19 protein-coding genes are annotated in these 18,125 nt (G+C 69.8%); 9 read left to right on the plus strand and 10 right to left on the minus strand.

Going from position 1 to position 18,125, the window contains the following annotated elements; all coding sequences use genetic code 11:
- Window positions 1-10: 10 nt before the first annotated feature.
- From ABT340_RS11825 to ABT340_RS11835, 3 genes are all read right to left on the minus strand, one after another.
- The gene (locus tag ABT340_RS11825) at window positions 11-409 is read right to left on the minus strand and encodes a globin (RefSeq protein WP_352010677.1); all 399 of its coding nucleotides are present in this window, start codon (window positions 407-409) and stop codon (window positions 11-13) included.
- Between the two features lie 9 nt (window positions 410-418).
- Window positions 419-1,462: a mechanosensitive ion channel family protein gene (locus ABT340_RS11830; protein ID WP_352010678.1), complete on the minus strand. Its 1,044-nt coding sequence runs from the start codon at window positions 1,460-1,462 to the stop codon at window positions 419-421.
- A 431-nt stretch (window positions 1,463-1,893) separates the two neighbouring features.
- The gene (locus ABT340_RS11835; protein WP_352010679.1) at window positions 1,894-2,070 is read right to left on the minus strand and encodes a hypothetical protein; all 177 of its coding nucleotides are present in this window, start codon (window positions 2,068-2,070) and stop codon (window positions 1,894-1,896) included.
- A gap of 450 nt (window positions 2,071-2,520) precedes the next feature.
- Here ABT340_RS11835 and ABT340_RS11840 point away from each other — a divergent pair, with 450 nt between their 5' ends.
- A complete protein-coding gene (locus ABT340_RS11840) occupies window positions 2,521-4,083 on the plus strand; it encodes an NsdA family TPR-like regulatory protein (RefSeq protein ID WP_362773383.1) in 1,563 nt (520 codons plus the stop codon).
- The gene (locus tag ABT340_RS11845) at window positions 4,080-4,571 is read left to right on the plus strand and encodes a GNAT family N-acetyltransferase (RefSeq protein ID WP_352010681.1); all 492 of its coding nucleotides are present in this window, start codon (window positions 4,080-4,082) and stop codon (window positions 4,569-4,571) included. Before ABT340_RS11840 ends, ABT340_RS11845 begins: the two co-directional genes overlap by 4 nt.
- A gap of 173 nt (window positions 4,572-4,744) precedes the next feature.
- Here ABT340_RS11845 and ABT340_RS11850 read toward each other — a convergent pair whose 3' ends face one another.
- The gene (locus tag ABT340_RS11850; RefSeq protein ID WP_352010682.1) at window positions 4,745-5,194 is read right to left on the minus strand and encodes an NUDIX hydrolase; all 450 of its coding nucleotides are present in this window, start codon (window positions 5,192-5,194) and stop codon (window positions 4,745-4,747) included.
- Between the two features lie 144 nt (window positions 5,195-5,338).
- On the opposite strand from ABT340_RS11850, the gene purU reads away from it, so the two are divergent.
- Window positions 5,339-6,241 carry a formyltetrahydrofolate deformylase gene (gene purU, locus ABT340_RS11855; protein ID WP_352010683.1) on the plus strand — a complete coding sequence of 301 codons (903 nt, stop codon included), beginning with the start codon at window positions 5,339-5,341 and terminating at the stop codon, window positions 6,239-6,241.
- A 48-nt stretch (window positions 6,242-6,289) separates the two neighbouring features.
- On the opposite strand, the gene ABT340_RS11860 is transcribed toward purU, so the two are convergent.
- The gene (locus ABT340_RS11860) at window positions 6,290-8,362 is read right to left on the minus strand and encodes a prolyl oligopeptidase family serine peptidase (protein ID WP_352010684.1); all 2,073 of its coding nucleotides are present in this window, start codon (window positions 8,360-8,362) and stop codon (window positions 6,290-6,292) included.
- A 347-nt stretch (window positions 8,363-8,709) separates the two neighbouring features.
- On the opposite strand from ABT340_RS11860, the gene ABT340_RS11865 reads away from it, so the two are divergent.
- From ABT340_RS11865 to ABT340_RS11875, 3 genes are all read left to right on the plus strand, one after another.
- Window positions 8,710-9,219 carry an HNH endonuclease gene (locus tag ABT340_RS11865; protein ID WP_352010685.1) on the plus strand — a complete coding sequence of 170 codons (510 nt, stop codon included), beginning with the start codon at window positions 8,710-8,712 and terminating at the stop codon, window positions 9,217-9,219.
- 59 nt (window positions 9,220-9,278) lie between these two features.
- Window positions 9,279-10,103, plus strand: coding sequence for a GNAT family N-acetyltransferase (locus ABT340_RS11870; protein WP_352010686.1), 825 nt, complete (start codon window positions 9,279-9,281; stop codon window positions 10,101-10,103).
- A gap of 133 nt (window positions 10,104-10,236) precedes the next feature.
- Complete coding sequence (locus ABT340_RS11875) at window positions 10,237-10,458, plus strand: FmdB family zinc ribbon protein (protein ID WP_352010687.1); 222 nt, start codon at window positions 10,237-10,239, stop codon at window positions 10,456-10,458.
- 45 nt (window positions 10,459-10,503) lie between these two features.
- Here the strand turns inward: ABT340_RS11875 and ABT340_RS11880 are convergent, their stop codons facing one another.
- The 3 genes from ABT340_RS11880 to ABT340_RS11890 all read right to left on the minus strand — a co-directional run bounded on the left by ABT340_RS11880 (window position 10,504) and on the right by ABT340_RS11890 (window position 13,926).
- Window positions 10,504-11,010, minus strand: coding sequence for a helix-turn-helix transcriptional regulator (locus tag ABT340_RS11880; RefSeq protein WP_352010688.1), 507 nt, complete (start codon window positions 11,008-11,010; stop codon window positions 10,504-10,506).
- A gap of 106 nt (window positions 11,011-11,116) precedes the next feature.
- The gene (gene ilvD, locus ABT340_RS11885; protein WP_352010689.1) at window positions 11,117-12,955 is read right to left on the minus strand and encodes a dihydroxy-acid dehydratase; all 1,839 of its coding nucleotides are present in this window, start codon (window positions 12,953-12,955) and stop codon (window positions 11,117-11,119) included.
- A gap of 146 nt (window positions 12,956-13,101) precedes the next feature.
- The gene (locus tag ABT340_RS11890) at window positions 13,102-13,926 is read right to left on the minus strand and encodes a nuclease-related domain-containing protein (protein ID WP_352010690.1); all 825 of its coding nucleotides are present in this window, start codon (window positions 13,924-13,926) and stop codon (window positions 13,102-13,104) included.
- A gap of 299 nt (window positions 13,927-14,225) precedes the next feature.
- Here ABT340_RS11890 and ABT340_RS11895 point away from each other — a divergent pair, with 299 nt between their 5' ends.
- The 3 genes from ABT340_RS11895 to ABT340_RS11905 are packed head-to-tail and all read left to right on the plus strand — an operon-like array spanning window position 14,226 to window position 15,574.
- Complete coding sequence (locus ABT340_RS11895; RefSeq protein WP_352010691.1) at window positions 14,226-14,522, plus strand: hypothetical protein; 297 nt, start codon at window positions 14,226-14,228, stop codon at window positions 14,520-14,522.
- A gap of 31 nt (window positions 14,523-14,553) precedes the next feature.
- Window positions 14,554-14,925: a DUF5130 family protein gene (locus ABT340_RS11900; RefSeq protein WP_352010692.1), complete on the plus strand. Its 372-nt coding sequence runs from the start codon at window positions 14,554-14,556 to the stop codon at window positions 14,923-14,925.
- Window positions 14,926-14,944: 19 nt separating this feature from the next.
- Window positions 14,945-15,574, plus strand: a complete 630-nt coding sequence (locus tag ABT340_RS11905; protein ID WP_352010693.1) for a Pycsar system effector family protein — start codon at window positions 14,945-14,947, stop codon at window positions 15,572-15,574.
- Window positions 15,575-15,580: 6 nt separating this feature from the next.
- On the opposite strand, the gene ABT340_RS11910 is transcribed toward ABT340_RS11905, so the two are convergent.
- Together ABT340_RS11910 and ABT340_RS11915 are read right to left on the minus strand one after the other, a co-directional pair.
- On the minus strand, window positions 15,581-16,543 hold the full coding sequence (locus ABT340_RS11910; RefSeq protein ID WP_352010694.1) for a hypothetical protein: 963 nt from the start codon (window positions 16,541-16,543) through the stop codon (window positions 15,581-15,583).
- Between the two features lie 12 nt (window positions 16,544-16,555).
- Window positions 16,556-18,076: a serine/threonine-protein kinase gene (locus tag ABT340_RS11915; RefSeq protein WP_352010695.1), complete on the minus strand. Its 1,521-nt coding sequence runs from the start codon at window positions 18,074-18,076 to the stop codon at window positions 16,556-16,558.
- Between the last annotated feature and the right edge of the window lie 49 nt (window positions 18,077-18,125).

Below are 18,125 nucleotides of genomic sequence, written 5' to 3' on the forward strand. Positions count from 1 at the left end.
CCGGCGGGGTTTATGCGTCAGGGGCGTTGACCATGCTGTGCGCGGCGTAGACGAGGTAGTCCCACAGGCGCTTCTCCAGCTCCTCGGGCAACTCCAGGGAGATGACCGCGTCGTGCATGTGCTTCAGCCACGCGTCACGCTCGGCGGAGCGGATGACGAACGGGTTGTGCCGCATGCGTAGGCGCGGGTGTCCACGCTGCTGGCTGTAGGTGGTCGGACCGCCCCAGTACTGCATCAGGAAGAACTGCAGCCGCTCCTCGGCCCCGGCGAGATCGTCCTGGGGGTAGAGCGGCCAGAGCAGGGGGTCTTTGACGACGCCCTCGTAGAAACGGTGGACGAGGAGCCGGAAGGTCTCCTCGCCACCGACGGCGTCGTAGAAGGACTGGGGTTCCTCGGGGTTGGCGGACACGCCCCAAGCCTAAGCGACGTTCGCTATGGGGATGGAAGCCTGGTCGAGCGCCGACTTGATGCGGATACGCAGCTCCCGCGCGATCTCGCTCTGGTGTGAGGGGATGGTCTTGGCGTTGACCCGGAAGACGACCGCCGTGCCGGAGATCTGCTCGATCCCCCAGACCTGCGGCTCCTCGACGACGACGGAGTCGCGGTAGTCGGGGTCGTTCCAGATCTCCTCGACGACCTTCCTGAGCAGGTCGCGGACCACGGGGATGTCGGCGGTGTAGGCGACCGGCACGTCGACCGTGGCACGGGACCACCCCTGGGACTCGTTGCCGACGCGGGTGATGGTGCCGTTGCGGACGTACCAGACCCGGCCGTCGGCGTCGCGCAGCCTGGTGATGCGCAGGGTGACGGCCTCGACGGTCCCGGACGCGGCACCGGCGTCGATCACGTCGCCGACGCCGTACTGGTCCTCAAGGAGCATGAACATGCCGGCGATGAAGTCCTTGACCAGTTCCTGGGCTCCGAAGCCGATCGCGACGCCCAGGATGCCGACGCTGGTCAGCACGGGGGCGATGGGGACGGAGAGCCGTTCGAGGATGGTCAGGGCGGCGGTGCCCAGGATGATGACCGAGGCGGTCGAGTTGAGCACGGATCCCATGGTCTCGGCCCGTTGCCTGCGCCGCTCGGCCATGATGGCGTCCAGGCCTTCGAGGGGGGCGGGATCCTTGCCCCGTAGCCGTCCCGCCAGGGTCGGCCTGCCGGAGGAGGCCCGCTGCACGATTCCGGTGATCAGGCGGACCGCCACCTTGCGCAGGATCAGCGCGACGGCGGTGATCAGCACGATGGCGATCAGTGTCGCGAGCACGCTCGCGACGAAGGGGGCCCACGCCGGAGGCAGCACGGTCTGCGCGAGTTCGCAGATTATCCCGCCGTCACGTCCGCACGCACCGTTCACTAAGGCCGCTCCCATGTTCGTGAGGTCCTCCAGGCCGGGCAGGCTCGACGGTGACGGTGTGGGGGACGGTGTCACGGTGGGGGTGGGTGAGGGGACGAGCAGGAACACGGAGAAGATCCCTCCCGGATCGGTTCGTCTGGCAAATGGGGGCAAGTCACGTGACCTACCTATATTGCCGAGCGAACCGGCCGTCGTCACATCACGCCGGGGAGGACGGGAACACCGGATCCAGGCCCTGGAGGCTGGTCCGGACAGTCCGGTGACGAACGGCCCGGCGCGGGGCACGCACCCGGAAGCGTGTCCCGTGCCGTTCCGGGAGGAATCCCTCCGATCCCCGTCCGGAGTTTCGTCCGGACGGCGGCTTGTCGTCGTGTCGGCCGCCCCGCGGGGCGCCCACGACAGGTTGACCTCGTTCTCGAAGCCGGTGGGGAACCCAGCGTCCCGAGGACGCTCCGCACCGGGCGCCCCACCGGCTCCGCCGCGCCGCGACGGGTACGACGGACCGGATGGCTGCGATCCCATCCGGTTCGCCGCCTAGTTCACTCCCCCACCGCGGCGAGCACTCGGGCGACCTTGGTCGCCGCGCCGGCAGGGTCCTGGGCCGTGTGCATCCGCTCCCCCCAGGACCACCAGTAGTACCAGTCGCGGTGGCTGTGGGCGGTCTGCGCGCGGCAGGTGACGTTCTCCGCCAGGCTGGTCGCGTTCGGGTTGATCACGCGGACGAAGGCGCGGCCCGTATGGGTCCGTACCACCCGGGCGTGAAACCCGCGAGCGTCAAGTTCTGACACCAACCGCTCCAGGTGCCCGAAGCCGTCTTCCCCCACCTCGTTCCTCCTCTTGGATTCAGCCGATTCGTCATCGAACCGTGTTTGGTCGGTTACGCGAATCGACGCTGGTTGGCCAAAGATGACTCACCGAGTCCGATGGGTCAATGCCGGGTTAGCCAAGATCGGGATGCGCATTCTGCCAAGGAGGTTGAAAGAAACAGTCCATCAGAGGACGATCCTTAGCCGGTGGCCTCATTCGCGCGTTCCGGGTGGGGCAACGGTGGTCCATTATTCTCTCTAGGCGCAGTGCGATACCCGAATCACACTGGGTCTACGGGGAGAGGACCGGTCGGGACAAGCGTGCCAACCAGCCCAGCTGGCCGCGAGAGAGGGGCCGGTATGTCCGGCAGGCAGCACAGGGAGACGGAGTTAGCGCGGCGAATCCGCGCCAGGGGCCTCGCAACGGGGCATAACCCGGCCCAGATCGCCGAAGAGATCCACGACAAGTGTGGTCAGCAGTTCGGGACCACCCGCATCAAGGCTCATCGTCTCGCACACGGTGTCGCTCTGGCCGACGTGATCGAACAGATACGGGCGCTGTTCGAGCGCGACGGCAAGGCCGCTCCGGGGATCGGGGAGACGCTTCTGTCCGCCTACGAGAGCGGTCTGAAGCGTCCCGGGCCCGAATACCTCCACTACCTGTGTTCCGCATACCGGGTCGAGCCCCCCTCCCTCGGCTACGAGGGGCCCTGCATCTGTGGCCACGGCCACAGGATGCCGGGTGCCGTCCGGAGTGATCTCCAGGATGGAAGACCCGACACTTCCCCTGGTCCGCGTGAGTCGTTGATCCGGCAGATCGGCGGCGGCCCCTCCGCGGACGGGAGCGAGGAGGACGAGAACGTGTTGCGGAGAACGCTCTTGAGGATTCTGGCGGGCGGTACCGCCGTCGGCCTCGACGGGCAGGTGCTCGGAGCGGTGGAGAACATCCGGCGGAGGATGGACGAGACCCTGGTCTCGGGCACCGTCTCACCCGCGATGCTGGACCAGTGGGAGGAGTCCACCGTCGGCTTCGGCCGCCAGTACATGAACACCCCGCCGTTACGTCTGCTGTGTGACGTTCTGCTGGAGTTCAGCGCCGTGCGCAAGGCTATGGAGCACCGCCAACCGGTCGACCTGCAGGAACGGCTGTGCCGGATGGCGGCCCAGCTCGCCGGCCTCAGCGGCATGATCATGATCAACCTTGGTGACCAGAGAATGGCCCGCTCCTTCTTCAGGACGGGCAGGATCGCCGCAGACGACACCGGTGACCGCGCGCTGCGGGCCTGGGTCATCGCCAGGGAGGCCCTGGTGCCGCTCTACTACGGCGATCCGCGCGAGGCGCTCAACCTCGCCAGGAAGAGCCGCGATCTGGCCGGGCAGACACCGTGCGCGGCCCAGGCCATGGCACCCGTCGTCGAGGCCCGCGCGCTGGCGATGATGTCGAACGCGGGCAAGAAGGACGTGGTCGACCAGGCCAAGCGGGCACTGGCACGAGCCAGGGCGGCCTTCTCCCAGATGGGGGCGGCCGAGCAGGAGGACGCGGCCTTCGGATACACCGAGCGGCAGCTCTACTTCCACCAGGGAGACGCCCTGGTCAAACTGGGGCAGCCCATGGAGGCCGACCTCATCCTGGAACAGGCCCTCACCAAGTACGGCCCCGGCGACTGGCTCGATCCGACGCTCATCAAGTTCGACCGGGCCAAGTGCAAGCTCCTCGAAGGAGACGTCGGTGAGGCGCTGAACATCGCCAAGGCCGCGCTCGCCGGCCTGGGGGAGGGGTTCAAACCCGACATCCTCATGCAGCGGGCCCACGAGGTGGCCAGAGACGTCGAGGGCAAGAATCCGGACAACCCCGAGCTGAAGCTCTATCTGGAGATGCTGCGCGAGGCGGCCCTGCCGGACCCGATCGAGGAGGAGGTGTGAGGATCCGGCGTTATCGCCGGTCCGACCTCGACTCCGTCCGGGCACTGCACCAGGTCTGCCTCGCCCAGGTCGGCCTCTTCCCCGGTGACGGGGTCTACTACGACGACGACCTTCCACGGATCGAGGAGATCTACCTCGCCGACGGGGGAGAGTTCCTGGTCGGAGAGGCCGTCGAGGGGCGAGTCATGGCGATGGGCGCTCTGCGCAGAGTCGATGACGCCTCGGGGGAGATGTGCCGTCTGCGGGTCCACCCCGAGTTCCAGCGGCGCGGGTTCGGCGACCGGATGGTCGCAGAACTGGAAAGCCGCGCGATCGGGCTGGGATACGCCCGGCTTCGCGGGGACACCACACTGAACCAGCCCGCCGCGATCCACCTCTATCGAAAACACGGCTGGCGTGAGATCCGCCGCGAGGGACGCGGTGAGCACACCGTGGTCTACATGGAGAAGGACCCGCTGATTTCTTCCACGGCCGTCTCAACTGAATAACACGGTTTACCGCTTTTAGTTATTATTCGGTGAAATGTCGGGATAATTGCTGTTTACTCCCTCGTGGGGACTTTGTTGAAGCCTGTTCCAGTGGGGCGTCCGTGAAATCCCCCGAGGGCTCGGCGTCGTTTCCCGGTTTCCAAGAAGTCGCTCATCGCCGCTGGGCACGTGGGTCACACCAGCCGGGAGACGATCTCGGGCAACGCCGGGGGCTCGAGGGCGTCGGGAAGCGCGGCCATCGCCTCAAGTGAGAACCAGCCGTGGCCCAGATAGGTGCCGTTCTCCTCCGCGGTGAACGCCTCGGGGACGACCCGGGGCGTGTGGTCGAACCTCGCCAGATAGAACCGTTCGGTCCGCACATAGCGGACACCGAGCCAGTCGAGCTCCCTGGGCACCGGCAGCCACCGGTCGAGCACCGCCGTACCCGGCAGGCCGGTCTCCTCGGCCAGCTCCCGCCGGGCGGCCTCCAGCGGCGTCTCCCCCGGCTCGATACCGCCGCCGGGCGGCTCCCACAGGGTCCTGCCCGCGACCGGGTCGTGCCAGTGCAGCAGGAGCACCCGCCCGTCGCCCGCCACGCAGACCACCCGGGTCGCGGGGCGGTCGCTCACCTCAGGGTCGTTCATGGATTCCGGACGCTACCAGCACGACCCATCGGTGGCACCGCGCGGCACCGGGTGGCGCGCGCGGGCGGGTGTGGGTGACGCGCTGTACTCTGCCCAGGTCGGTGTTGTGGCACCGTACGATCCGACCCCTTCGAGAGTGAAGTCATGAGCGAGCGAGTCACAGGGCCCGGCGCGGGCCACCATCGGCTGAACGGGGGCTCCGAGGCCCAGTTCGTCCTGACGCTGTCGTGTCCGGACCGTCCCGGGGTGGTGGCCGCCGTCTCCGGCCTCCTGGCCGGGCGGGAGTGCAACATCATCGAGAGCCAGCAGTTCGGAGACCCCGTCTCCCAGCGGTTCTTCATGCGGGTGCAGTTCTCCTCGCCGCTGTCCGACGCGGCCCTGCGCGAGGCCTTCGCCGCTCTGGCCCCCGACTTCGGCATGGACTTCAAACTGCGCGACACCGCGGTCAGGCAGCGGGTGCTGGTGCTGGTGAGCAAGTTCGGCCACTGCCTCAACGACCTGCTCTATCGGACGCGCTCAGGCCTGCTCGACATCGACATGGTCGGCGTGGTCTCCAACCACCCGGACCTGCGCCCGCTGACCCAGTCGTACGGCGTCGACTATCACCACCTGCCGGTCACCCCGGACACCAAGGCCAGGCAGGAGGCGGAGATCCTCGCCCTGGTCGAGCACTACCAGGCCGACCTGGTGGTGCTCGCGCGCTACATGCAGGTGCTGTCCGAGGACCTGTGCGTCAAGCTGGCCGGGAACGTGATCAACATCCACCACTCGTTCCTGCCGTCGTTCAAGGGCGCCAAGCCGTACCACCAGGCGCACTCGCGCGGGGTGAAGCTGATCGGTGCGACCGCCCACTACGTGACCGCGGACCTCGACGAGGGCCCGATCATCGAGCAGGAGGTCGCCCGGGTCAATCACACCCACTCGCCGGAGGACCTGGCCGCCATCGGCCGCGACGTCGAGTGCCAGGTCCTGGCCCGCGCCGTACGGTGGCACACCGAGCAGCGTGTCCTGCTCGACGGGCACAAGACCATCGTCTTCCCCCGCTGACGTGCCCGCGCGGGGCCGTTCCCGACGGCGGCCCCGCGCGGTGGGCCGTCAGACGGCCAGGCCCGTGTGGTGGGCGAGGAAGGTGAGCTGGTCGGCCGCGAGCTCGACGGTCTTGCTGACCGCCCGCGCCCCGTGACCCGTCTCGGCCTCGTTGCGCAGCAGAATCGGCCGGTCCGAGGTCTGGGCGTGCTGCAGGGCGGCACACATCTTCCAGGCGTGCAGCGGGTGGACCCGGGTGTCGGACTGGAAGACCGTGAACAGCGTCGCCGGGTAGGAGACGCCCTCACGGACGTGGTGGTAGGGCGAGTAGGCGTTCAGCCAGGCGAACTCCTCGGCCTTCGCGGCGGAGCCGTACTCGACGTTCCACGTCGCGCCCAGGCCGAACAGCTCGTAACGGATCATGTCCAGCAGCGGGGCCGAGCAGACGACCGCGGCGTACAGCTCGGGGCGCTGGGTGAGGGCAGCGCCGACCAGGAGGCCGCCGTTCGAGCCCCCGGAGATGGCCAGCTGCTCCGGACTGGTGATCCCGGTGGCGATCAGGTGCTCGGCCGCCGAGTGCAGGTCGTCGAAGACGTTCTGCTTGTTGGCGAGCATGCCGGCCCTGTGCCACTCCTCGCCCTGCTCGCCACCACCGCGCAACTGGGCGATGGCGTAGGCGCCGCCCGCCTCGACCCAGGTCAGGATCGATGCCGAGTAGCCCGGGGTCATCGAGATGCCGAAGCCGCCGTAGCCGTACAGGATGGTGGGGCGCGGACCCTCGACGCCCGGCTTGGTGATCACCAGCATGTGGACCTCGGAGCCGTCCACCGAGCGGTAGACCACCTGCTCGGTGTTGACGGCGGGCACCTCGACGGCACCGGGGGAGGCGGCCCACAGGGTGGTCTCCCCGGTGCGTGCGTCGTAGCGCTGGATGCTCGGCGGGGTGGTGTTGTCGGTGTAGACGAACCAGGCCTCGTGACCCCCCTCCGGCCGCTCGGAGATGGCGCCGATCGTGCCCAGCCCCGGCGTCGGCACCCGGCCGACGCGCTCACCCGTCACCAGGTCGTGTACGGAGATCTCGCTGATCGCGTGGCGGGTCCAGCCCGCGAGCATGACCGGGCGGTCAAGGTCGTCGAGGATCGAGAAGTCCGACAGCACGGCCTCGTCGTCCTGCGGGATCAGGTCACGCCAGTGCTCGGGCTGGGGCAGGGCCGGGTCGGCGACGCAGATGCGCGCCCGGGGGGCGTCCAGGTCGGTGAAGACGTAGAGCCTGCCGTCGCGGCCGAAGTGCAGCGCGGTCTGGGCGTCGAGCCCCTCCTGGACGACGACCAGGTCGGGAGAGTCCGGTGCGGAGGCGGCGAGGTCGGCGATCCACAGGTCGTTGCGCGGCGCCGTACCCCTGGAGGCGGAGATCTGCAACCAGCGGCCGTCGCGGGAGACCGCGACACCGTAGTAGTTGGTCTTCTCCATGTCCTTGCCGAAGATCAGCACGTCATCCTCGGTCGAGGTGCCGACCCGGTGCAGGTAGACGCGGCGGTGGAACTGCTCCTCCCCCTCGGGCACCTCGGTCGCGGGCAGCCTGCGCACGTAGTAGAACGCCTTGCCGCCGGGCAACCAGGCGATCGGGGAGTAACGGCACCGGTCGATCGGCCCCTCGACCCGCTCGCCCGAGGCGACGTCGAGCAGGTAGAGGGTGGACTCCTCGTCACCGCCGACCGAGACCTGGTAGGCGAGCAGCCTGCCCTCCTTGTCGGGCTGCCATGAGTCGAGCGTGGTGAGCCCACTCGGGTCGAGCGCCGTCGGGTCGAGCAGCGCGCGCTCGGTTCCGCCGGGGTCGACGGTGTAGAGGACGGCGTGCTCCTGGTCGGGGGTACGCCGCATGAAGAAACGTCGCTCGCCGCGCCAGGCCGGAGCGCCGATCGAGCCCGACCTGAGCAGCTCGGCGACCCGCGCCCTGAGCCGGTCGCGGCCGGTGAGCGCCCCGAGCTCGGCGGAGAAGAGCTTCTCCTGCGCGGCCAGCCACTCCTCGGTCGCCGGACTGCCCGGGTCCTCCAGCCATCGATAGGGGTCGGCGACGGGGACGCCGTGGAGCTCTTCGACGAGGTCGTCACGGCCTGCTGGTGGATATGGCTGTCGGGTCATGGCAGGAACCCTACGACCTCGGGAAGGCTGGTCGAAGCCATTGCGCGAGGGGCGTATTCGATCTTGGGAAGGGCCGTGACGTCGATCTTCGGATCGAGGAGTAAAAACTGGTAATGCGGGCATAAAACGTACCAGGCGTCTCTCCTGTCATTTATGGGTGGCGGAAATGACGATGCAGAAGCCAAACTTGGTGGAGGACGGTGCCGTGGTGACCATCCGCTGGGCCGTCCGGCGGAGGTCCCTGTGACGGAAGCATCCGGGCCCCAGGAGGGGCCGCCAATCGGGGTACGCGCCTGCGTGCCCCCTCAGACTCAGACGAAGCGTCGCGCGGCGGGGAAGGCACGCTGATGCGCCAAGTCCTGCTGCTGAACGCAACCTACGAGCCCCTGACCACCCTCTCCCTGCACCGCGCGGTCGTGCTGGTGCTCAGGGAGAAGGCGGATGTCGTGCACCGCGACGGGCGGGGCGCGGTCGTCCGCTCGGCGACCCGCACGCTCGACGTGCCGTCGGTGATCAGGCTGCGCCGCTACGTGCGCATTCCCTACCGGTCGCGGATTCCGCTGACCAGGACCGCGCTGATGCGCCGGGACGACTACCGGTGCGCCTACTGCGGACAGCGGGCCGAGACCATCGACCACGTGATCCCGCGGTCGAGGGGAGGAACCCACACCTGGGAGAACTGCGTCGCCTCCTGCACACCGTGCAACCACCGTAAGGCGGATCGCATGCTGGAGGAGCTGGGCTGGACGCTGGACGTCGCCCCCGTGGTCCCACGGGGCGTCCACTGGCGTCTGATCGGCGCGCACAACGTCGGAGACCCCCAGTGGGCGCCCTACCTGGAGGAAAGCGCCGCCTGACGGTCCACGGCGCGATACCCGTTCGCCCCGGCGGAGTCCGTGTCTGCACAATCGGGTGCATGAGATGGACCTTCACCTCCGATCCAGAGGTGTACGCCGGGGCGGCGGAGCAGTGGTTGTTGCGTGAGCCGGTGCGCAACACGATCCAGCTCACGATGCTGCGCGCGCTGCGTGAGGGGTTGTGGAGTGAGGACCCGCTCATGGGATGGGCGGCGGATCCCGGGGGTGAGATCGTGGCCGCGGCCCTGCACGCCCCTCCCCAGCTCCTGATGCTCGCCGACATGCCGGCCGAGGCCGTCCGCGAACTGGCCACCGCGCTCATCGAGGCCGAACGTCCCGTCCTCGGCGTCCGGGGCGGCGTCGCCCTCGCCGAGGCGTTCGCCGCGGCCTGGTGGCGTCCGGAGAGGACGCGGCGCTCCGAACGTCTCTACCGCCTGGACACGCTCACCCCGCCGCCTGTCCACCCTCGGGGCGCCCCTCGTACGGCGGGCACCCAGGACCTCGAACTGCTGGTCGCCTGGGGACAGGCCTTCCAGCGGGAGGCGGGCGGCCATTCGTCCGGCGGTCTCGCGGCCGTGCTCGCCGGGCGGGTCGGCAGGCGGGAGATCCTCCTGTGGGAGGTGGAGGGGCGGCCGGTGGCCTACGCGGGCGCCTCGGTGCCGATCGGAGGCGTCTCGCGGGTCGGCCCGGTCTACACCCCTCCCCGAGAGCGCGGCAGGGGGTACGGCACCGCGGTGTCCCATGCCGTCACGGCCAGGGCACGAGAGTGGGGGGCGGCAGAGGTGCTGCTGTTCACCGACCTGTCCAACCCCGTGTCCAACTCGATCTATCGGACGATCGGCTACCGGCCCGTGGCCGACTACGCCTCCATCGTCTTCGGCTGACCGACGGCCGTGTCCTGGGGTGGGGACGAGACGCGCTCGTGACGCCCCGCCCTTCCCGGACGGGCTCGTGCCGTGATCTCCTCACGACCGTACGGCCGTGCCCGTACGGGCTGCGGCTGAGTAACCTGGTGCCATGCCGCGTTACGACTTCCGCTGCCGCGCCTGCGGATCGACCTTCGAGATCTCCCGCCCGATGGCCCGTTCCGGCGAGCCCGCGCTCTGCCCTCAGGGCCACGACGACACCGTCAAGCTGCTGTCCACGGTCGCCGTGACGGGTGGCTCAGGCGTCACGGCGCCCCGCCCGGCCGGTGGCGGCGGTGGCGGGTGCTGTGGGGGCGGTTGCTGCGGCGGCTAGCCGCTTCGCCGCCCACCACGCCGGTGTCGCCGTGGGGCCGTGGGGTCAGGCGGCCTCGCGGCCCCGCTGGACGGCGCGCCTGCCCTGGAAGGGCAGGAAGTCACCGGCCCTGTGCGGGCGGGCGGGGATGAAGGTCGGCTCGGTGGCCACGATCCGGTCGAACCTGAAGGCGCGGATCGCGCCGCGCATGCGGCACATGCCCACGAGATACCAGTAGTCGCGGTGCACCATGCACGTCACGGGATCGACGTCGCGCACCGTCACCCGCCCGGAGACGTCACGGTAGTGGAGCCGGACGACCAGGTGGGAGGTGATGGCGTTGGCGATGGTCCTGGCCCGGTCGGCGACGGGGTCGGGCATCGGCTCGGTCAGGGTAGCCAGGGTGGTGGAGACGACCTCGTCGTCGATCTCCATGTGCTCGAACGCGTGACGCAGGCCGCTGCGGGCGGCGGTTGCCTGCGGGTCGGAGCCCAGATGGGCCAGGGACAGGGCGAGGGCGGCGATCTCGGCGGTCGTCAACGGGCTGCGTGCGGGCTTCATGACGTTGGCCATGGTCACATGGTATGCTCCGCCACCGACAATTTTCGAACTGCCTGTCGGATACAGCGGCCTTCCCTCGGAGGACACGGCTCAGCCGTACCCCCCGAGGAGACGGTCGTCATCGCGACAGCTGGGACAGGTCCCTTGAGGCGCCGGTCGAGGCCGAGGTGGTCAGCGCGGCGTAGGCCTGCAGAGCCGCGCTGACCGGACGGTGCCGGTCACGGGGGCGATAGCCGCCCAGCTCGGCCAGCAGCCGCTCACGCCTGGTCGCGAGCTCCTCCTCGGCGACCTTCAGCTCGATCGACCGGCCCGGGATGTCGATCTCCACGATGTCGCCGTCCTCGACCAGGGCGATGGTGCCGCCCTCCGCGGCCTCGGGGGAGGCGTGCCCGATGGACAGCCCGCTCGTGCCGCCGGAGAAACGGCCGTCGGTGATCAGCGCGCAGGCCTTGCCCAGGCCCTTTCCCTTGAGGAAGGAGGTCGGGTAGAGCATCTCCTGCATGCCGGGGCCGCCCTTGGGGCCCTCGTAGCGGATGACCACGACGTCGCCGGGCTTGACCCGGTTGTTCAGGATGCCCTCGACCGCGTCGTCCTGGGACTCGAACACCACGGCGGGCCCGGAGAAGCGCCAGATCTCCTCGTCGACCCCGGCCGTCTTGACGATGCAGCCCTCGGTGGCGATGTTGCCGTACAGGACGGCCAGACCGCCGTCACGGGTGTAGGCGTGCTCGGAGTCGCGCACACAGCCCTCGGACCGGTCGAGGTCGAGGGAGTCCCAGCGGGCCTCCTGCGAGTAGGGCTTGACGGTGCGGACGTTGCCGGGGGCCGCGTGCCACAGCTCGGTCGCCTCGGGCAGCACACCCGCCGAGCAGGGGTCCCAGGCGTCGATGTAGTCGCCGATGGTGCCGCCGTTGACGGTGTGCGTTTCGCGGTGGATCAGGCCCGCCCGGTCGAGCTCGCCGAGGATGGCCGGGATGCCGCCCGCGCGGTGGACGTCCTCGACGTGGTACTTCGCAGTCGCGGGGGCGACCTTGCACAGGCATGGCACCCGCAGCGAGATCTCGTTGATCTCCTTGAGGCCGAAGTCGACGCGAGCCTCGCGGGCCGCGGCCAGGATGTGCAGGATCGTGTTGGTCGAGCCGCCCATGGCCACGTCGAGGGCCATGGCGTTCTCGAACGCCTCCTTGGTGGCGATGCTGCGCGGCAGGACCGACTCGTCGTCCTGCTCGTAGTAACGGCGGGTGATCTCGACCAGCTGCCGACCGGCGTCCTGGTAGAGCTTCTTGCGCGCCTTGTGGGTGGCCAGAATCGTGCCGTTGCCGGGCAGTGCCAGGCCGATGGCCTCGGTGAGGCAGTTCATCGAGTTGGCGGTGAACATCCCGCTGCACGAACCGCAGGTCGGGCAGGCGTTCTCCTCCATCTCCAGCAGCTCGGCGTCGGAGACGGCGTCGTCGGCGGAGGCGATCATCGGGTCGATCAGGTCGAGCTTGCGGCCCGGGGTCTTACCGGCCTCCATCGGCCCGCCGGAGACGAAGACCGTGGGGATGTTGAGCCTGAAGGCGGCCAGGAGCATGCCCGGGGTAATCTTGTCGCAGTTGGAGACGCAGATCAGCGCGTCGGCGCAGTGCGCGTTGACCATGTACTCGACGGCGTCGGCGATCAGCTCGCGGCTGGGCAGCGAGTAGAGCATGCCGCCGTGCCCCATCGCGATGCCGTCGTCGACCGCGATGGTGTTGAACTCACGCGGGATCGCGCCCGCCTCCCTGATCGCGCCCGCGACCACGTCGCCGACCTCGCGCAGGTGGACGTGGCCCGGGACGAACTGGGTGAAGCTGTTGGCCACCGCGATGATGGGTTTGCCGAAGTCGCCCCCGGCTACGCCCGTCGCCCGGAGCAGGGCCCGGGCACCGGCCATGTTCCTGCCGTGCGTGACCGTACGAGACCTGAGGGCGGGCATGAGGCTTCTCCCATCATCGAAACCGTGTCCTCAAATGGTACGGCCATCGCCCGGTGCGTGAGACGGGCGTCCACGGCGCGAGACACGAACCCCGGGACCTCGGCAGGGAGGAGTCCCGGGGCGCGTGGAGGAACGGTGAGAAGGGATCAGGGCTCGGGGTAACGGGCGGGCAGGACCCGCTCGGCGGCCTCGTAGATCTCGTCGATCTCGGCGTCGGTGAGCGACCGCTCGCGCTTGGTGATCCACTTACGGACACGGCCGCCGTCGAAGACGTCCACATCACGCACCGTGAGGACTTTCCACGGGATCGCCGGGCCGTAGATCGCGAGGGAGGGAATGATCGTCACCTCGTGGCCGAGCGCCTCGCCGATCAGTTCGGAGGCTCTGGAGGCCTCCCAGCGCGCCTCGTCGAGACGGGGCTTCTGGTTGAAGGGGCCGTGGAACAGCTTGCGGTGCGACTGGACGCGGACCGGAAGGCGTTTGTCCCATTTCTCCGAGTCGACGGCGTAGACCCCCGTCGGGCCGACCACCAGGTGGTCGATCTGGGCCTCGCTCTCGGGGATCGCGCGGGCGTGCAGGCTTCGGTAGCCGCCCCGCTCCATCCTTTTGAGCTGCGCCTCGGTCTGACGCTCCGCGACCGAGCCGCGACGCCAGGCGGGCACGGTCGAGTGGGTGCGGGCCCGCAGTACGGTGTCGACGATCGCGCCGATGATCGCGCAGGTGACGCCCAGCCGTATGTCGGAGAAGAGGATGCCTCCGACGACGCCCGAGGCGACCGCGACCAGGACACGTCGTCTGAGATGGCCGTAGCGGGGGTCGTCGAGCAGGACGCGCAGCGAGGTGCGCTCGACGGGCGCGTACTCGGACGCGGGTGTGGCGGGTCGAGACGGCGGCCTGTCGTCGGCCGTGCGGTCGCCGACCCAAATGGGTGACGTAGTGTTACCGTCTTCTGGTGCCTGACCGGAATCCACGTGACTCACCGTAGCTGACGCCTATGTGGGTGCCTAGTATTGCGTTTCTCATACTTTTGTGGCCTTCGCCTTTCGCATGACGTTTATCCGAACCGGGTATGTCTGTTGTTTCTCTCTAGAGAACCCAGGTCGTTCGCGAGAAGGCGTCGTCCGCTACGTGATCTTACCGTTCCCGGCGTTCCCGGGCCCCGAGAACGCCGGAAGCCGCAGGTCGTCACCTGGACGCCATGTGAGGGCCGTGAGCGGCGAGGTCACGGACAGGACTCGACGGGTCGGCGGCGTGGATCTACCGTGGACCTGTGGACACGATCCAGGTCATGGAGCTCCTGTTCGGTGCCTCCGGCGGCCTGTTCCTGATCATCAGTGCCTTTGTCCTGCTTCCCGGCAGGATGCGCGCGAGCGCGATCAGGGGCACCTCGGCGGCCGCGGTGTGGTTCGGCGGTCCGTTCCGCAGCGAGCGGGAGGCGCTCTCCTCGGGCCAGGTCCTGGTCGACCCCGTGCCGTCTGCGAACCTCGCCCCCGAAGTCGACTGGGTGGCCCTGGCCCGGGTCTCCGAGCCGGGCAGACGGGTCGGAGGGGCTTCTGCGGCATGGTGAGGACGCGGCATGGTGAGGAAACAGTGAGGACATGCTGACGGTCGGTGGCCTCACCTCGACGCAGGCCCGTGACATCCGGCAGGCGATGCGCGTGGCGGAGCGCCGCAGCGGCCTGCGCTTCGCCGTCTACCTCGGCCCCGCGCTCGGGCCGCGCCGCCACTTCTCCGAACGGCTGCACGCCGCGCTGGGGGAGGAGGCGGACACGGCCGTGCTCGTGTTCGTCGACCCCGACGCCAGGGCGGTCGAGGTGGTCACCGGTCCCGTCGCCAGGCTGAGACTGGGCGACGGTGAGTGCCGCGTCGCCGCGGTCTCGATGGCGACGGCCTTCGGTGGCGGCAACCTCGTCGGCGGACTTGTCACAGGAATGTGGATGCTCGCCGATCTGGCTTCCCGGCGCAGGTGAGTTCTCGGATAATGCGGGCGTGCTGAAGATCGGGCGTGATTCCCAAGGCGTCCCACGGGAGGGCGAGGTGGCCCAGGAGAGGGACGAGGTGCTCTCCTATCTCGACGAGGTCCTGGCGGAGGTGCGCGCGGACAACCGAGGGCAGAACAGGAAGGCGGTCGCGCTGCTGGTCGCGGCCGTCCTCGCCGCGGTCGTCGCGGGGATGCTGAAACCGGGAGTCCTGCCCGGCCAGGTGGAGTGGCTGTGGTGGACGGGAGCGTTCTTCTGCACGATGGGCGCGGTGATGCTCGTCGGCGCGTTGCATCCGCTCAGCTCGGGACTCGCGGGCAGGAGCATCGAGCGCCGCCGTTCGTACGCGGGCCGTCTGCACACCTGGAGCCCGCCCGTCCGGCAGGAGGACGAGGACCGGACGCGGAGCGGCAGGTCGCGCGGAGCCTTCTCCGACGAGGCCCTCGCCGAGCTGTGGGCGAGACTGGGCGGCCAGGACACCCGGGCCGGCGCCGACGACCTGGTGCTGCGGATCAGGAGGCTCGGCGCCGTGGCGCAGGCCAAGGACCGCTACATCCGCAGAGGGATGCTCCTGTTCCTCGTGGCCGCGGCCTGCTGCCTGTTCGCCGTCGCCGTCGGCCAGGCCATCCTGGGCGCCTGAGGGCCTTCAGGAGCGCAGGAGCCGTACCAGGTGGGTGCTGATGTCCGACAGGAGCGTCGAGGGCGTCGTCGGAGCGGTGGCGATCGCGGAGAACAGGCTGGGCAGGCCCGCGAGCGGGAAGCCGTCGTCCTCCGTCGCGGCGTTGCCGATCTCGTTCTTGGCCAGGATCGTACGGCTGCGCTCCCAGGCGTCGAGCACCTCCTCGGGAGAGGGAACGCCGAACCCGTGACCGACGGGGGCGGCGTGGCGCAGCCGTACGAGGGGGGTGTCGGCGAAGGTCAGCGCGACCCTCGCCCGCGTGGACAGGTCCTCGCGGCGGGAGGGCTCGATCCATTCCATCGCGGAGCACGGGGTGCGGCAGGTCGCGACACAGGTGGCGAGCGCGCCCGCGACCTGGCTGTGCTGGCGGTCGAAGTAGGCCCGCCAGCCCTCCCCCGGCTCCCCGGAGACCCGCAGGGTCCGGTTGGCCGCCGACTGCTCGGCCTTGGTGTGGTCGCACTCGCGTTCGCCGATGACCCCGAAACGACTGCCCGGCGCGGCCAGTCCGGGCGGCCAGCGAGCCGGGTCGCCGGCGTTGCCGAGCACCGGTTCGAAGGCGAGCAGCGGGAGATACTCGCTGGCGATGTGCAGCGCGGCGACCATCGGGCTCAGCTCACGCCTGTGCCACCGGATCGCGATCACTTCGAGCAGCAGCGCGTAGGCCGGGCGCAGTGACTCAAGCGCTCCGCGCGGCTGCTCCTTCGGTGTCTGCGGCATGGTGCACGCCCGTGCCCGCCGCCTCAGGTCCGCGGGCACGGACCGCGCCTCGGCGGCGAAGTCCTCCGCGTCCAGCGACATGAGCCGCTGCCCGAACTCGCACACCGCCTCGATCTCGTCCGCCCCGGCCACGACGTCCGCCGCGAGTGCCCCGACGTCGGCGAAGGCGTACCTCCGGGCCAGGGACACGAGCAGATCACGGGCCGATTCCACTTGATCACCCTTTCACGGTCGGTGAACGACGGCGATGTCGTACTGCGCAAAATATGGCTTTTCGGCGTCCTCCCAGGAAGTGCCTATTCTTATCATCGTTTGGCGGCCGACCAGACCACGGGGCAGTGACCGGGAACCCGTCAGGGGCAGATAGGCCCTCAGATAGAGGCCGACCCTGGCGACGTGCTCACGCCACCGCGCGGGCACCCCTCCAGCCTGCCGTACGGCATCGGACGAGCTGCGGTAGAGACCGGCCAGATTCAGTGCGGGGTCGCCGGGCACGTCCCGTATCCGGGGGCCGAGCGTGCACAGGAACCTGCCGATCGCGGGGATGGCGATCTCCGGGTCCATCGCCCCGGCCAGGGGCGATCGCGAGTAGTTCGGCGGCAGGTAGGCGGCCAGGACGTCGGGTGTCCAGCGGGCGATGCCGTACTCGCCGGCGGTGGCGTCGGCGAGGTCACGGTCGAAGCCGCTCTCCGCCTTGAGCATCGCGGCGACGAGCGCGGGGCTGAGGCCGGGGACACCGGTGCACCAGGTGCCCGCCTCGACGATGGCCGCGCGGTAACGCCCCGGGAGGTCGGCGTCCGGCCGCAGCCACCGTCCGTAGTCCTGGTCGTCCCCGGTCAGGGCCAGCGCGACACCTCCGGCCACGGCGACCGCGGCCAGGGCGAGCGCGACCGGTGGACGCCACCCCGGCCTGAAGGGGACACGTCGTGCGCGTTCCCGCACCCGTGTGCCGTCCGCGGTCTCGCCGCCCGGGGAGGAGGCCTCCTCACGGGCGGCCCGGGCCAGCGCCGCGGCGAAGGAACGGACGTTCGGCCACCGCTGCGCGCGGTCGTCGGCGAGTCCCCGGGCGACGACGTCGCCGACGGGGCCGGGGAAGGAGCCCGCCATCGCGCCGGGCGGCCCGCCGGTGAACAGGTGGTGGGCCACCGCGGCCAGGCCGTACACGTCGGCGCGTTCGTCGGGGAGGGAGCCGGGCCGCAGCTGCTCGGGCGCCATGTAGCCGGGGGTGCCGCCGCCGACCGTGAGCCCGGAGGTCTGGGCGAGCTCACCCGCGATGCCGAGGTCGGCGACGAGCAGCCGCTCCCCGCCGGCGGGCAGGGAGCGGACCAGGATGTTGGCGGGCTTGAGGTCACGGTGGACGATGCCGTTGTCGTGCAGCGCGGCCACCCCCGCGGCGATCTGGAGCACCTGTTCGACCGCCTCCGCCCACGGCACGGGGCCGACGGCCAGGCGGTCGCGCAGGGTGCCGCGGTCGGCGTAGCCCATGACGAAGAACGGCCGTCCGTCGGGCAGCGCGCCGACGTCGTGGACCTGCACCACGTGAGGGGAGTCGGCCCTGCGGATCATCCGGGCCTCCTGGGTGAAGCGCCTGCGTATCCGCCGGTGGTCGGCCCAGTGGGCGGCCAGCACCTTCACCGCGACGGGAGCGCTCAGGTCGTCGTCATGCGCGAGCCACACCGTGGCGAACGCGCCTTGGCCGAGGAACCGCTCCACGCGGTAGCGGCCGATGGTCGGGGGGACTTCCATGCACTCATCGTTACCATGCAATGACCGTGTGTCAGCGCATCTCGCGGCG

Source organism: Streptosporangium sp. NPDC000239 (genome assembly GCF_040300765.1).
Classification (GTDB): domain Bacteria; phylum Actinomycetota; class Actinomycetes; order Streptosporangiales; family Streptosporangiaceae; genus Streptosporangium.

Excerpts from the sequence above, each read along its gene's own strand:
- ABT340_RS11840 (WP_362773383.1), top strand. The coding sequence starts at position 2,521 with ATGTCCGGCAGGCAGCACAGGGAGACGGAGTTAGCGCGGCGAATCCGC.
- ABT340_RS11870 (WP_352010686.1), top strand. The coding sequence starts at position 9,279 with ATGAGATGGACCTTCACCTCCGATCCAGAGGTGTACGCCGGGGCGGCG.
- ABT340_RS11880 (WP_352010688.1), bottom strand. The coding sequence starts at position 11,010 with ATGGCCAACGTCATGAAGCCCGCACGCAGCCCGTTGACGACCGCCGAG.
- ABT340_RS11865 (WP_352010685.1), top strand. The coding sequence starts at position 8,710 with ATGCGCCAAGTCCTGCTGCTGAACGCAACCTACGAGCCCCTGACCACC.
- purU (WP_352010683.1), top strand. The coding sequence starts at position 5,339 with ATGAGCGAGCGAGTCACAGGGCCCGGCGCGGGCCACCATCGGCTGAAC.
- ABT340_RS11850 (WP_352010682.1), bottom strand. The coding sequence starts at position 5,194 with ATGAACGACCCTGAGGTGAGCGACCGCCCCGCGACCCGGGTGGTCTGC.
- ABT340_RS11915 (WP_352010695.1), bottom strand. The coding sequence starts at position 18,076 with ATGGAAGTCCCCCCGACCATCGGCCGCTACCGCGTGGAGCGGTTCCTC.
- ilvD (WP_352010689.1), bottom strand. The coding sequence starts at position 12,955 with ATGCCCGCCCTCAGGTCTCGTACGGTCACGCACGGCAGGAACATGGCC.
- ABT340_RS11900 (WP_352010692.1), top strand. The coding sequence starts at position 14,554 with ATGCTGACGGTCGGTGGCCTCACCTCGACGCAGGCCCGTGACATCCGG.
- ABT340_RS11860 (WP_352010684.1), bottom strand. The coding sequence starts at position 8,362 with ATGACCCGACAGCCATATCCACCAGCAGGCCGTGACGACCTCGTCGAA.
- ABT340_RS11875 (WP_352010687.1), top strand. The coding sequence starts at position 10,237 with ATGCCGCGTTACGACTTCCGCTGCCGCGCCTGCGGATCGACCTTCGAG.